Origin of the sequence: Sebaldella termitidis ATCC 33386 (assembly GCF_000024405.1) — a bacterium.
Lineage (GTDB): Bacteria > Fusobacteriota > Fusobacteriia > Fusobacteriales > Leptotrichiaceae > Sebaldella > Sebaldella termitidis.
Genome location: NC_013517.1, coordinates 3,325,294 through 3,340,272, shown reverse-complemented (window position 1 = coordinate 3,340,272; position 14,979 = coordinate 3,325,294). Strand labels below are relative to the sequence as shown.

General features: G+C 35.7%; 10 protein-coding genes and 3 rRNA genes. 8 read left to right on the top strand and 5 right to left on the bottom strand.

Annotated elements, in window-relative coordinates:
* The first annotated feature begins 408 nt into the window (after positions 1 to 408).
* The 3 genes from STERM_RS15715 (at position 409) to rrf (ending at position 5,169) form a co-directional block, all read left to right on the top strand.
* Positions 409 to 1,922 (top strand): 16S ribosomal RNA (locus tag STERM_RS15715).
* A gap of 133 nt (positions 1,923 to 2,055) precedes the next feature.
* Positions 2,056 to 4,981, top strand: a 23S ribosomal RNA gene (locus STERM_RS15710).
* Between the two features lie 73 nt (positions 4,982 to 5,054).
* Positions 5,055 to 5,169 (top strand): 5S ribosomal RNA (rrf, locus tag STERM_RS15705).
* The 16S, 23S and 5S rRNA genes sit together here, the layout of an rRNA operon.
* A 127-nt stretch (positions 5,170 to 5,296) precedes the next feature.
* On the opposite strand, the gene STERM_RS15700 is transcribed toward rrf, so the two are convergent.
* A complete protein-coding gene (locus STERM_RS15700) occupies positions 5,297 to 6,280 on the bottom strand; it encodes a MerR family transcriptional regulator (RefSeq protein ID WP_012862609.1) in 984 nt (327 codons plus the stop codon).
* A gap of 274 nt (positions 6,281 to 6,554) precedes the next feature.
* Entirely contained in the window at positions 6,555 to 7,133 is a 579-nt protein-coding gene (locus tag STERM_RS15695; protein ID WP_012862608.1) for a TetR/AcrR family transcriptional regulator, read from the bottom strand.
* A 193-nt stretch (positions 7,134 to 7,326) separates the two neighbouring features.
* Between STERM_RS15695 and STERM_RS22730 the strand changes: the two genes are divergently transcribed.
* The 3 genes from STERM_RS22730 to STERM_RS15685 all read left to right on the top strand — a co-directional run bounded on the left by STERM_RS22730 (position 7,327) and on the right by STERM_RS15685 (position 10,150).
* Positions 7,327 to 7,455, top strand: a complete 129-nt coding sequence (locus STERM_RS22730) for a hypothetical protein (protein ID WP_012862607.1) — start codon at positions 7,327 to 7,329, stop codon at positions 7,453 to 7,455.
* 304 nt (positions 7,456 to 7,759) lie between these two features.
* On the top strand, positions 7,760 to 8,656 hold the full coding sequence (locus tag STERM_RS15690) for a hypothetical protein (RefSeq protein WP_012862606.1): 897 nt from the start codon (positions 7,760 to 7,762) through the stop codon (positions 8,654 to 8,656).
* A 747-nt stretch (positions 8,657 to 9,403) separates the two neighbouring features.
* Positions 9,404 to 10,150 (top strand): acid phosphatase, encoded by a 747-nt coding sequence (locus tag STERM_RS15685; RefSeq protein WP_012862605.1) that lies wholly within the window; start codon positions 9,404 to 9,406, stop codon positions 10,148 to 10,150.
* A 61-nt stretch (positions 10,151 to 10,211) separates the two neighbouring features.
* Here the strand turns inward: STERM_RS15685 and STERM_RS15680 are convergent, their stop codons facing one another.
* The 3 genes from STERM_RS15680 to STERM_RS15670 form a co-directional block, all read right to left on the bottom strand.
* Positions 10,212 to 10,583, bottom strand: a complete 372-nt coding sequence (locus tag STERM_RS15680) for a hypothetical protein (protein ID WP_012862604.1) — start codon at positions 10,581 to 10,583, stop codon at positions 10,212 to 10,214.
* A 77-nt stretch (positions 10,584 to 10,660) separates the two neighbouring features.
* On the bottom strand, positions 10,661 to 11,542 hold the full coding sequence (locus tag STERM_RS15675; protein WP_012862603.1) for an aminoglycoside 6-adenylyltransferase: 882 nt from the start codon (positions 11,540 to 11,542) through the stop codon (positions 10,661 to 10,663).
* 39 nt (positions 11,543 to 11,581) lie between these two features.
* Positions 11,582 to 12,088 carry a hypothetical protein gene (locus STERM_RS15670; protein WP_012862602.1) on the bottom strand — a complete coding sequence of 169 codons (507 nt, stop codon included), beginning with the start codon at positions 12,086 to 12,088 and terminating at the stop codon, positions 11,582 to 11,584.
* Between the two features lie 359 nt (positions 12,089 to 12,447).
* On the opposite strand from STERM_RS15670, the gene STERM_RS15665 reads away from it, so the two are divergent.
* The gene (locus STERM_RS15665) at positions 12,448 to 12,885 is read left to right on the top strand and encodes a MarR family winged helix-turn-helix transcriptional regulator (protein WP_012862601.1); all 438 of its coding nucleotides are present in this window, start codon (positions 12,448 to 12,450) and stop codon (positions 12,883 to 12,885) included.
* Between the two features lie 418 nt (positions 12,886 to 13,303).
* Entirely contained in the window at positions 13,304 to 14,977 is a 1,674-nt protein-coding gene (locus STERM_RS15660) for a BglG family transcription antiterminator (protein ID WP_012862600.1), read from the top strand.
* The last annotated feature ends 2 nt before the right edge of the window (positions 14,978 to 14,979 follow it).

The following is a 14,979-nucleotide window of genomic DNA, read 5'->3' as shown; positions in this document are numbered from 1 at the left end:
TAAATTACAATATAATAAGGTAGTAAAAAAATATAATAGGGAATAAAATAAAATCATAACTATATATAGACCCGGTGTAAAGAAATAAAACACTAATATTTAAAAAAAATAAAAAAATATTTGAAATATAAAAATAATTAATGAAAAATAATAAAAGAAAAACAGAGGAGACAGTAAGATAAGCAAGAAAAATCAATTTTTTTTAAAATGATAAAGTCAATAAAATCAGTACTTAGATAATATGAAATAAAAAAAAACAAAAAAAATAAAAAAAAGTCGTTGACAAAACTTTTTAGATTTGGTAGTATATTCCTTGTCAGCAGAAAAAATGCTAGGCAAAAGGACAATGAAAATAGAAGAAGAAGCAAACGCCAAGAAAGAAAAGATTAAGGTAGTGGAAATAAATATTGAATGAAGAGTTTGATCCTGGCTCAGGATGAACGCTGACAGAATGCTTAACACATGCAAGTCGATGAGAAGACTCCCTTCGGGGAGAGGGTATCATGGCGGACGGGTGAGTAACGCGTAAAGAACTTGCCATATGGACAGGGATAACCGATGGAAACGACGGATAAGACCTGATATAATGAATTAATGGCATCATTGATTCATGAAAAGCAATGCCATATGAGAGCTTTGCGTCCTATTAGCTAGTTGGTAGTGTAACGGACAACCAAGGCGATGATAGGTAGCCGGCCTGAGAGGGTGGACGGCCACAAGGGGACTGAGATACGGCCCTTACTCTTACGGGAGGCAGCAGTGGGGAATATTGGACAATGGAGGTAACTCTGATCCAGCAATTCTGTGTGCACGACGAAGGTCTTCGGATTGTAAAGTGCTTTAAGTTGGGAAGAAAAAAATGACGGTACCAACAGAATAAGCGACGGCTAAATACGTGCCAGCAGCCGCGGTAATACGTATGTCGCAAGCGTTATCCGGAATTATTGGGCATAAAGGGCATCTAGGCGGGGTTTCAAGTCGACGGTGAAAACTAGTGGCTCAACCATTAGCTTGCCGACGAAACTGAAATTCTAGAGTATTGGAAAGGTGGGCGGAACTACATGAGTAGAGGTGAAATTCGTAGATATATGTAGGAATGCCGATGACGAAGGTAGCTCACTGGACAAAAACTGACGCTGAAGTGCGAAAGCTAGGGGAGCAAACAGGATTAGATACCCTGGTAGTCCTAGCTGTAAACGATGTTCACTGGGTGTGGGCGAGTAGATCGTCTGTGCCGAAGCAAATGCGATAAGTGAACCGCCTGGGGAGTACGGCCGCAAGGCTGAAACTCAAAGGAATTGACGGGGACCCGCACAAGCGGTGGAGCATGTGGTTTAATTCGACGCAACGCGAGGAACCTTACCAGATCTTGACATCTCCGGAATTAGGTAGAGATACTTAAGTGCCTTCGGGAACCGGAAGACAGGTGGTGCATGGCTGTCGACAGCTCGTGTCGTGAGATGTTGGGTTAAGTCCCGCAACGAGCGCAACCCCTATCGTTAGTTACTAACATTAAGTTGAGGACTTTAGCGAGACTGCCTGCGAAGAGCAGGAGGAAGGTGGGGATGACGTCAAGTCATCATGCCCCTTATGATCTGGGCTACACACGTGCTACAATGGACAGTACAAAGAGAAGCAAAATGGTGACATGGAGCAAATCAAGAAATCTGTTCTCAGTTCGGATTGAAGTCTGCAACTCGACTTCATGAAGTTGGAATCGCTAGTAATCGCGGATCAGCAATGCCGCGGTGAATACGTTCTCGGGTCTTGTACACACCGCCCGTCACACCACGAGAGTTTGTTGCACCTGAAATTGCTGGCCTAACCCGTAAGGGAAGGAAGTACTGAAGGTGTGGTAAGCGATTGGGGTGAAGTCGTAACAAGGTATCCGTACCGGAAGGTGCGGATGGATCACCTCCTTTCTAAGGAGAAATAAGATGGCAGCTTCTTCTTTTATTTTGATTGTTCCTTGAACAATCAACTAAAAGTGTTAAAATTGGACAATGAGAAATGAATAGTAGGTAGAAAGAAAGAAAGTAAAAAAGAGGTTATCGAAAGAAAAGCGCTAAGGGCACACGGAGGATGCCTAGGCAACAAGAGCCGATGAAGGACGTGATAAGCTGCGAAAAGCTTAGGGGAGCTGCAAAGAAGCTTTGATCCTAAGATGTCCGAATGGGAGAACCTAAATACCTGGAGGGTATTTACGAAAGAGGTAAGCGGGTGAACTGAAACATCTAAGTAACCCGAGGAAGAGAAAGTAAAAACGATTCTCTGAGTAGCGGCGAGCGAAAGGGGAAGAGCCTAAACCACATAAGTGTATAAGCGAGCAGCGTTGCTTGTGTGGGGTAGTGGGAGTTTAATGACGGATAGCTCTGAAGTCAATATATACGAAATAGAATTAGAATGTATCTGGGAAGGTAAACCATAGAAGGTGAAAGTCCTGTATGAGTAATATTGAGTGTATATATTAAATATCCCGAGTAGCATCGAGCACGAGGAATTCGGTGTGAATCAGCGAGGACCATATCTCGTAAGGCTAAATACTCTTGTTGACCGATAGAGGAGAGTACCGTGAGGGAAAGGTGAAAAGAACCCTGTGTAAGGGAGTGAAATAGAACCTGAAACCGTGTGCTTACAAACGGTAGGAGCCCTTCGGGGTGACTGCGTGGATTTTGGTTAATCATCCTGCGAGTTATGATATGTGGCAAGGTTAAGGAAGCGGAGCCGAAGGGAAACCGAGTCTTAATAGGGCGATAGTCGCATGTTATAGACGCGAAACCTAGTGATCTAGGCCTGTCCAGGTTGAAGCTAAGGTAAGACTTAGTGGAGGACCGAACTCACCATCGTTGAAATGCTGGGAGATGAGATAGGTTTAGGGGTGAAAAGCCAATCGAACTAGGAGATAGCTCGTTCTCTCCGAAATGCATTTAGGTGCAGCCTTAACAAAGAACTATGGGGGTAGAGCACTGTATGGCCTAGGGGGCGTATAGCTTACTGAAGTCAAGCAAACTGCGAATACTATAGTTTAATTGTTAGGAGTGAGTCTGTGGGTGACAAGGTCCGCAGACGAGAGGGAAACAGCCCAGACCACCAGCTAAGGTCCCTAATTATGTCTAAGTGGGGAAGGAGGTGGACATTCAGAAACAACCAGGAGGTTGGCTTAGAAGCAGCCATACCTTTAAAGAGTGCGTAATAGCTCACTGGTCGAGAGTGTCTGCGCCGAAGATGTAACGGGGCTAAGACATAAACCGAAGCTGTGGAAACTAACGTAAGTTAGTTTGGTAGGAGAGCGTTCTGTAGGCCGAAGAAGGTGTGCTGTAAGGCATGCTGGAGGTATCAGAAGTGAGAATGCAGGAATGAGTAGCGAGAAAGAGGGTGAGAATCCCTCTGGCCGGAAGTCCAAGGTTTCCAAAGGAAGGTTTGTCCGCTTTGGGGGAGTCGGGACCTAAGTTGAGGCTGAAAAGCGTAGGCGAATGGAAAATAGGTTAATATTCCTATACCACTGTTATTTGTTTGAGAGATGGAGTGACGCAGAAAGGTATGTAAGCATACTGACGGAATAGTATGTCGAAGAGAGTAGCATGATTAGGTAGGTAAATCCGCCTGATTAAATGTGAGACTTGATAGGGAGCTTCTAAGGAAGCGAAGTTACAAATCCTATGCTGCCGAGAAAAACTTCTATTTAGAATAATAGTGCCCGTACTGTAAACCGACACAGGTGGACTGTGTGAGAAACATAAGGCCGACAAGATAACTCTAGCTAAGGAACTCTGCAAAATGGCCCCGTAACTTCGGGAGAAGGGGTACCTATGTTATGTGAAGGAAGAAACGTCCGGAGCAGAAGTAGGTCGCAGTGAAGAGTCCCAAGCAACTGTTTACCAAAAACACAGGTCTATGCTAAGCTGAAAGGCGACGTATATGGGCTGACACCTGCCCAGTGCTGGAAGGTTAAGAGGAGGATTGAGAGATTCGAATTGAAGCCCCAGTGAACGGCGGCCGTAACTATAACGGTCCTAAGGTAGCGAAATTCCTTGTCGGGTAAGTTCCGACCTGCACGAATGGTGAAATGATTTGGGAGCTGTCTTGGCTGGAGACTTGGTGAAGTTGTAATGGCGGTGAAGATACCGACTACCTGCAGTAGGACGGAAAGACCCCGTGGAGCTTTACTGTAGCTTGGCATTGGGTTTTGGCAATGTGTGTATAGGATAGTTGGGAGACGTTGAATTTATGGCGCTAGCTGTAAAGGAGTCACTGGTGGAATACCAACCATATATTGTCGGAATTCTAATCATGGGTTTGTAACCTGTGAGACAGTGCTAGGTGGGCAGTTTGACTGGGGCGGTCGCCTCCTAAAGAGTAACGGAGGCGTTCAAAGGTTCCCTCAGGTTGGATGGAAATCAACCGAAGAGTGCAAAGGCATAAGGGAGCTTGACTGCGAGACTGACGGGTCGAGCAGGCGCGAAAGCGGGACTTAGTGATCCGGCGGTACCGAATGGAAGGGCCGTCGCTCAACGGATAAAAGCTACCCCGGGGATAACAGGCTGATACTTCCCAAGAGTCCATATCGACGGAAGTGTTTGGCACCTCGATGTCGGCTCGTCTCATCCTGGGGCTGGAGAAGGTCCCAAGGGTTGGGCTGTTCGCCCATTAAAGAGGCACGCGAGCTGGGTTCAGAACGTCGTGAGACAGTTCGGTCCCTATCCACTGCAGGCGTAAGAATATTGAGAAGATCTGTCCTTAGTACGAGAGGACCGGGATGGACAAACCTCTGATGAATCAGTTGTCACGCCAGTGGCACAGCTGGGTAGTCACGTTTGGAAGGGATAATCGCTGAAAGCATCTAAGTGAGAAGCCCACTTCAAGATGAGTATTCTACCTTTATGGTTAAGTCACCTTCGAGACTAGGAGGTTGATAGGCTGGAGGTGTAAGTATAGTGATATATTTAGCTGACCAGTACTAATATGACGAAGCTTTTTAAAAAATATATACCGTTTTTACTGATGGATATCTATCCTACTATTTATTTCTCATTGTCTTTTTAAGACAATCCTTGCTTGGTGAACATAGCGACAGAGGTACACCCAGATACATTTCGAACCTGGTAGTTAAGCCTGTTTGCGCCGACAATACTTAGATTTACTTCTAGGGAATATAGGTCTTCGCCAAGCTTTTTTTTTGCCTGTTTTTCAGGCTCTTTTTTTATTTTGGAATATAAAAATCCATATAGAGTATATCAGCTGAAATGCCGATGATTTTTCTATATGGATTTTCTTATTATTAAGCAGATAAAATTTTCTATTTTCTTTTTATGGGATAGTATAAGTCAAGCTGATGTTCAGCTTTTACTTTCTCTATATCATTAGATACGTGGTATACGAAATTTAATGCTTCTTCCAAAAGTCCGCCCATACATTCGTCTGCTTCATCTCTGTAGTTTTCTAAGTAATGCGGGCTTTCCTGTACCCATTTCATAAGCCATTCCCATTCATGAAAATCACCCATGTTAATAGTATGAACTGCATATAATCCGCCGTCAAATTTCTTTTTAGTCAGGGGTCTTTCGACCTCCATATCATCAGGGATTGTAACCCAGAATTCATATCCGTAATATGCATTTTCATGCGATGGGCTAGGATGGTTAAAACCAAAGACACGTGAATCAGGTTTTGTATCGAATAATCTTTTTTTCTTTATAAAATCTCTTAGCGGCTTTTCGGCATTTTCTTCCGGATTTTCTCCTATGTAGTGGCTGGCGGCAGCTGTAAACGGCGGGAGATAAATAATCCTTACATTTTTTAGTTTTGAGAATTCTTTTCCTGCGTTATTTAGCTCATCCATAAATTTTTCCTCCTTTAATTCATTCCTTTTCGGACTCAGGAATATCCCTATCTTATCTGCAATTTCATTATTCAGCAAAAAAAGATTTAACTCTGAATCTGAATTTTTCTTCAGTTTTGCAATAAAATTTTTAAGTATTATTCTGATAGTAGAGAGTGCATTGATTTCGTTATTTATTTCATCGATATTTTTGCTAAAAATCCCTGTAATATTCTGAATATCGCTTGAAGAGAGTAGTATAGCAATATCCTTCAATGAGAAACGCAGTTTTCGCAAAAAAATTATCAGATATAAGCGTGAAATTGTTTCTTCATCATAGACTCTGTAAGCATAGTTCTCTTTTTTTCTGCTCCATATAAGTCCTTCTTTTTCATAATATCGAAGCATGCGTGTGGAAATTCCCAGATTTTTTGAGACCTCTCCTATAGTTTTTAAGTTCAATTAGTGCCTCCTTTCTGTTAAAATTATAAAGTGCGACACGGTGTCCGGGTCAAGAATTATTTTTATACTGGTAATAATTTATTATTCGGCTGAATATTAGAAAGGCAGCACAGCGGCATTACAGCAGGTAATCTTGCAGAATGCTGATATGCAGAATTTTTATAGCTGTAAAAAGGATGCAGTTTTAGCAGGAGAAATAGAATAATAAGTATTTATAATATAAAAAACCGTTTTTTAAAACGGTATTTATAGATTCTGATATTAAAAAATTTTATTATGTATTCTTGTTTAGTAATTTACGAATTTGTCTTGAAACAATTAAAAAAGGTTTATTGTCCTGTCTTACCAATGACAGGGCAACTGCTCCCTCCACCAGAAAATGAATTGTCATGCCGAGATCTTCAGCATCCTCTGGAGAATACCCGCCCTCGATAAGCTTATCGTAAAAAATATTCTCCCATGTCTTAAATGCTTCCAGACAGGCACATCTGAGCGGTTCGCTTATCAATGATGTCTCCATTGCGAGCATATTTATAGAAAGCCCGTGATAAGGATTATGCGGATTAAATTCATCAGCCATTTTCTTTAAAAGCTCCTCGATAGATTTTAGAGGCTCAGAATATTGGGACAGATTATCTATAAGTCCTTCTTTGACTTTTTCTACTGCCAGCTTTATGGATTCTATTGCAAGCTCCTCTTTTCCGCCGGGGAAATAATGATATATGGAACCTTTGGGAGCACCGCTTTCTTTAATTATTTGATTAAGACCTGTAGCATGATAGCCCTGAGATTTGAAAAGCTCACCAGCTGTTTCCAAAATCTTTTGTCTGGACTTTCCTTTATTTTTCTCCATTCCTTCTCCTTGCAGACTAAATATATTTTTATGTTAGCATGATGAAACAATTTTGTCAATTACTCAAATACTGAATTTTATTGCTGTTCAAAATACAAAACTATAAACTGAAAAAAGGATTGACAGTTATTTTTTTATATGGTACTATAATATATAGACCGGTCGTTATAAAATACAAAAATAGGAGGTCAACATGAAAAAAGCAGCGTTAATACTAACTATAGCAATTATAACTTCATTTGCGTCTTTTGCAAATGCGATTACATATGATACTTCTGAGGAAATCATATCAAGAATTCAATTTGAAATGAGACATAAGTAATGTACAGGGTTGTCAAGGTTGGACAGCCCTGTATTTTTAATTTAAAACATTTTTTTCAATAATTTATATATATAAATTATTTAATATAAAAAATGATAGATAATAATATAATTCTAAAAAAATATATAATTAATTATTTCAAAAATAAATAAAAAAATATTTGATATAGCAATAAGTATAAAAATGACAAGTATTTAATCGAAATAAAAAAAATATATATTGTACGTTTGTAAAATAAAAATAAATTGAAAAATCTTAAAAATATGATATAATAAGTATATATTTTTTTACAAGGGTGATATTTATGAAAGAAAAGTTTTCAGAAGAATATAATTTGATTCTTCAGTTAAATCATCGAAAAAAAGTAATTTGTGAAAATTTGTTTTTAAATTTTAGAAATTCATGTCAGTCTTTTCAAAATCTTTTCAATGAAGAATATCTGAAGTCGGATATATATGATCTGGTAGAACCGTCCACTTTCAAGCAAATGATAGTAGAATATTACGATGATCAGAAGACTATTGCGGATACCATACATGATCTTACCTATCCATCTACGTTTGAAGAAGCTATTGAAGAATATTATGAAATTCAGAAATGCATAATAGATAATGTCGATGATATCACAGACACAACAGGTTATAATGAAAAAGATATTGAAAAAAACATTCAGGAATTAATTGATCCGCTGTCTTATAATGATCATAGCTATATAAAGCAAATGGAAGAAGAGCGTATGATAAGAAATATAGATAAAATTTTTTCACATTCGTTCTTTAAGAATATTAATAAAATTTTTGATAATATCCATTACTCAAATAATGGTATCAAGCTTATTGTTAATGAAAACATGAGTTTAAATATATCTAGGGAAGAGTTTTATAAAAAATATGAAAAATTGGCAGAACATTCAGAATACACAGGTTTTGAGAAAATTGAAATAAGCTCTTTTTTTTGTATAGTATATAGTATAAGTTCTGTATATTGTGTACTCAGCAATGAAGGTGTTTTAGATTTACAGAAATTCATAGTGGAATTCCAGATTTTAGCACATTTTTATGTGAAAAATTTAGATCTGAGAGTATTTCAGTTTTTTAAAGATCCGAAAAAAATAGATTTGATAATGCCAAGACATTCTGCACCTTTACTTTTTTGGTTTTTACTAAAATTTACTGTTGTGAATTTTCCTAAATGGGGATAAAGTTTTATGGGATATAATGAAAATAAGTATGTATTTATTAATAAGAGGCTGTATTGAGAAAAGAATACAGTCTTTATTATTTATTATTTTGTAATTTATCAGACAAATTATAGAAATAATTTAGAAAAATAAAAATCATCAATAAGCAATTTTTTTCAATAAAAACAAAGAAAAAAGAAAGACAGGTTACCAACCTGTCTTTTGAATAAAAAATTATTATTATCTTCTCTAGCAAAGTTATCATACAAATTTTTACTTATATTAGTATTAGAAAAATCTTTTTTTTGTCTTTGTGTTTGAAGAGCGGATAACATGCCATGGCAGATTAAGTTCATATTTGAATAATAATGTCAAAGAAAATTTTATCAATGTTGTACTAAAGTAACAGCATCTTAAAACAAATTTTTAATAAAGAAAAAATCCAGATATAGTATTTTGTAGGTAAATTTGATAAAAAATTAAAATATAAAAAATAGATTTACAATAAGAGGTAATATTATGAAAAGTCTTACATAATCTTATTTTTTTTAGTAAATAATTTATTATATGAAATATTTTCAAATTTTTTTTATATTTATTTATATATATAAAAGTGTTGAAATAAAAGGGAAAGTGACATTTAATCCGGTGCTTTATTTAATAACCGGAAAGCACAATTTTGCCTGCCGGTCTTTACAATACAAAAAAATATGACATAATATAATATGGTACATATAAATATCAAAGAACAGGAGAGTGGTAAAACCCATGAAAAAAAGAATTCTTACAGTATTAATATTGTTATTTAGTACAGCAGTTACCTATGCTGCAGACGATGTAAAGACGAAACCTGATCTTTATTTTCTTGAAATCAGTGAGGTCGTAGATAGTTACAAATTATTACCTCCGCCACCTGAAGTTGATAGTATTGCTTTTCTGAATGACAAGGCGCAGTATGATAAAGGAAAGCTTTTGAGAAATACTCCGAGAGGAAAACAGGCTTATAATGATGCTCATGTAAGTGCTGACGGCGTACCGCAGGCTTTTTCCGAAGCTTTTGGAATTCCTATAACACAAAAGACAACACCGGAAATTTATAAGTTACTGCAGAATTTTCGTGAGGATGCTGGGGATCTGTCTACTCGGGGAGCTAAAGTAGCCTATATGAGAATAAGACCGTTTGCTTTTTTTGAAGAGCATACATGCAGACCTGATGATGAAAAAACTTTGTCTAAAAATGGTTCGTATCCTTCGGGACACACTGCAATCGGATGGGCTGCGGCACTTGTGCTTTCTGAAATTAATCCTGAAAGACAGGATGAAATAATGACAAGAGGATATGAAATGGGGCAAAGCAGGGTTATTTGCGGTTATCACTGGCAGAGTGATATAGACGCTGCAAGAGTAGTGGCAAGTGCGGTGGTAGCAAAGCTTCACAGCAACCAAAAATTTAATGAGCAGCTGAATAAAGCAAAAGAAGAATTTAGAAGAATAAGCGTAAATACAGTAAAATAGATAAAGGGTATATGAAAAAAAAAGGAGCTGTCAAAAGCTCCTTTTTATGTACTTGAAAATATTAAAACCTGTCTGATCTTGCACTTGTATCGCTGTATTTTATATCTGAAGGAATAAGAAAAAGAGTTCTTTTGGGGCAGGAAACGAGGATTCCTATGTTAGTTTTGTCCAGAAAAATTTTTTCTTTTTCTTTCAGAGAATATTGTTTTAATTCTTCAGGCAAGAGAATATCAGCTGCAAAAAGTTCCTTTTTTATAAGAAAGAGTTTTTCAAATTTTTTATATCTGTTTAAAATTTCATTTTGCTCACTATTTTTTGAAAAATCCTTTGTGTGATCTTCAATAAATTTATTCTGAGTGAAAGAAAATGAATCTGCATAAGCTGTGTTTAGAAAAAGAGCTAAAGCAAAAGCCGGTAAAAATAGTATTTTCATAAAAAGACTCCTTGAATTGATTTACAAAAGCATTATAAAATAAATTATATAAAAAAACAAGACAATAATGCTAAAAATTATAATATTTCTTCAGCGTCTTTAGGCAGGCTGAAAGTATGAAGAAGAAACGATCTGCTGTTTTTTGCTTCATTTGTATCGTAGATATATTTAAAGCTGAAGGCAGATTTAACTGCTGTTTCATCAAATAAATCAACTGCTGTAAATACAGAATTCCAGACAGAATCTGTTTCGGCAGCGGAATAAGTAGCTAAAAATCTGTTCCATATATCTTCTGACAGAAATTTCTTCATATATTTTCCGGATTTCCCGATACTGCAGGAAAATTCAGTTTTTATTCCAATATCCCATGAAAGCATTTTTATGAGCTCAGGCCGCAGATAAAAATTTATCATATCCATAACATAAGTAATTTCACTCCGCCAAAGACCTTTTCCAACATTATTGAGTATCCACCAGAATTCATTGCAGCAGGCGCTGAATTCTGCCTGTGAAGGCTTTTGTACATGATAGTCTATATCAGAGGCCGGCGGTATATCCGGCAGAATGTTATCCTTATCAAGCAGAACTATGCAGAGTTTATCTTTTAGAATTTCATTTTTGGCAAAAGCCGCTGTCTGAAGATGAAGGTCGATACGGTTGCCGTCAGCCAGCTGGATGAGCCAGCCAAAGCAGTTATCTGTATCGACATCTTTTCCAAGTGATTTATCGAGAGCTTCGGGTAGCTGCATATAAAGCCTTTTACCGAAAACATCAATCCAGTTTTCGGCATCCAAAAAGGTTTTTATTTCATTAACAACATAAACAATATCATAATCCTGAAAAATATCCTTTTTTACATTGGGGTTTGTTCTGGAGCCATTCATGTAAACTGCCCTTATTTCAGGATCATTAACAGCTGTTCTCAAAATCAGGTCAAGCATCTCTTTTTCATTTCTCATAAATTCCAACTCCCTGTTCTTATATGTCAAATTAAAAAATCAATATCTTAATCCTGCCAGATAAAAATATAAAAGTGCGGCAACTACTGCAAGAAGCCATAAATAAAACATAATAAATTTCAGCATAGTGGAGCATGATGCAAAAAAAGCAGCAATATTATTTTTAGCAGGGTAGATATGAAGAAGATAAAGACAGATACAGTTTTCCAGTATGTCAAATAATGCTTTCAGACCGGCTGCAAGATATACAGCATAGTGAATATCAGGATCATGCATCAGAAGGTCTGTTATCATAATCATTACAATAAGTGTAAAGCTCGCAAGAAAAAAGTCAATAATAAAATATCCAAAATATACTTTTCTTCCGTCTTCCCCGATTTTTTCAAATGTTTCATAAAGCAGTGATTTTTTGTAAAAAAATTTCATATCAACGGGTTTAAACTTTCTGTCATATTGTTTTATCCCCGGAAGTCCGTATTTTGTTCCGTACATTATAAAAAGCGTAATAAAGAAGCCGGCGGCTCCAATATATCTGATCAGCTGCAAGATGATAAACCTCCTTTAATTATGCTGGTGCAGTAATCGGTTCATATTCAGAATTATTCAGCTGATTATAAAACGGCTGCTGCATTTATTAATAAATAAAATAAAAAGTTTTTATGCAAAAAAACAGATTTATAAAGTGAAGAATAATTGTTTTTATCTATTAATATAAGTGATTATAGAATATTAACAGGAAAAATGCAAATTTGATACAGTAATCGATTTATTTTTAGCTGAATGTTTTATCATTTAAAAAAATTTTTTATTGACATTTATAAATAAAAATGCTAATATACTGATATAAAAAGTAAATTATTTTTTACAGTACATAACATAATAATTTATAGTAAAGGAAAGTTTATATGAAAAATTCTAGTTTGATAATGGAGATAGTAAATACAGGGCGGCTTTTTAAATCAGTTTTTATAAAAACAGCAGAGTCAAGAACAAAATCAGATATCAAACCATCTGAAAAGAATGCACTTATGGAACTTTCCGGACACAAGGAATTATCAATGTCAGTTTTAAATAAAAAACTTTCTGTATCAAAACAACAGCTTACAGCTATAACAGGATCCCTCAGGAAAAAGAGATATGTGGAAAGATATACAGATGATAAGAACCTGCGTATAGCTCATGTAAGAATAACCAATGAAGGACGGAAAGCATTGAAAGACACCTATTCTGAAGCAGAAAGAAAGCTGACTGATAAGCTGGAATGTTTGTCATCAGGTGAAAGAAAAGAGCTTGAAAGTTCTATAATAACTTTGAAAAAGCTTCTTGAAAAAATGAACGGGTAATCAATGAGAAAGAGATTTACCGAAAGAGTAAACTCTTAAATATATTATAAAGGAAACTTTATATAAATCGCTGGAGATAATAATAATAATTTTTTATTCAAAATCAGGTTTGGTAGGCCTGATTTTTATTTTATATGCAATTTGCTGTACTTTTGCCAAAACAGGTCGGTGAATCAGAAATTTTTTGACTTTATAAGGAATAATAAATATGATATTATATGTTAGATTAACGATTCAAATGTTTTCTGAAATAAAAACAAAGTATAAATAGAGAAAAAATCTACAGTATAATATATCTATGCGAAGCTGCACAGGCATAAATCTTTATTTATAATTTACTGGAATTTTCTAAAATTATATTGTCCAATGTAATAAGCGGATTTTATATGAAAAAGTAAAATGAGAGAAGGTGTTAGAAATGTTTTTGGACAGGAATGATATATTAATCCTGAAGGAATTCCTGCATAAAAATAATATGCAGCTGAAGGAGCTTACAGGATTGCTGAATCTGAAAGAACGATCTATAAAATATAAAATAGATAATATTAATTATGTTCTCAGCGAATCCGGATATGATATAAAACTGAAATTCGAGCATTATAATCTCATGCTTACAGATAAAGAAAAAAAACTGTCTCAGTTTTTAAGAAATTTCAAAATAGAAAACTACAGCTTTAATAAAAGTGAAAGAGTGGAAGTTCTTGAATTCGCTTACCTGTTTACATTAAAAGCTTATAAGGCCGAGGAGCTGGAAGGTGTCCTGAATATGGGAAGATCAGCTCTGAAAAGCGATTTATATGAATTAAAGAAAAGCTTTGCCCGTGAAAATCTAAGCTTTAGTTCTACGCCAAAATTGGGGCTGTCGGTAAAAGGCAGTGAAAATACCATAAGAAGACTGATGATAGAGCGTATCTTAAAATATTTTTATGTGAAGGATTTTTATAAACTGTTATTAAAAGATGATACATGTATGATAAGCAGAGCAGTGGAATTTTTTGCAAAAAATATTCTGAGTTATGATACCAAAAAGATTTTTGATATGCTGAAATTACTGGAAAAGAAAATGAATAAAGTGATGTCTGAGGAAGGCTTCAGGGTTTTGCTTATTTATGTTCTGGTAAGCAGTTTTCGTACAGGGAAGTTTCCTCTTACTGCAGAAGATGTATCTAATGAAAGTTTTTTGAAAAGTGCCGAAGAATATAAAATGATAAATGAAGCTGTAAAAGAAGCAGGTGAAACGGCTTTTAACGAATATGAGATATTGAAATTCACAGAATATCTGCTGGGAACCTATTCGTATAATTTTAAATATTCTTTTTATGATAACTGGGTAAAGATGGAAACTCTTGCTAAAGAAATGATAAAAAATATTGAAGAAGAAACAGGAATTCTGGTAACAAACAAAAAATTTGAGGAAGAGGTAATAAGATATCTCAGACCGGCTATATACAGGATAAAAAATGATATACAAAATACAGCTGTAGATTATAAAAAAGTGATGGAAAGATATAATTTTTTATATAAAGCAACGGAAAAATCACTAAAATCGCTGGAAGAGTTTCTAGGGAAGAAAATAGATGCCAATGAAATAGCGTATCTTACTGTATATCTCAGAATGGCAGTAGAAAACTACAGAAAAAATGAAAAAAGAGAAACAGATAAAAATATTGTTGTAGTATGTAAATACGGTTACGGAACATCACAGCTCATAAAGGGAAGGCTGGATTATATATACAAAGTGAAGAATATAAAGGTGCTTCCTTATGAAGAGTATCTCAGCTATAATCTGGACAATATCCAGCTTATTATTTCAAGCCTGAACCTTGAAAAAAGCGACAGAAATATTCCAATAATAAAAGTAAGCCCTTTGCTGGACGATAATGACATAAAAAAACTGGATTTTTATCTTGAAAGAAAAATTCCGAGAAAAATTGAAGTAAAAAAAATTATGGAAATAATAAATAAATATACTTTTTTGGAAAGTAATCCCGAGATGTTAAAGGAGCTCGCCGAATACTGCAATGACATAAGCTATGAAAATAACAGTGCAGTTATGGAATTACTGCCGGAAGAGAACTTTACGGCGGAATAAGT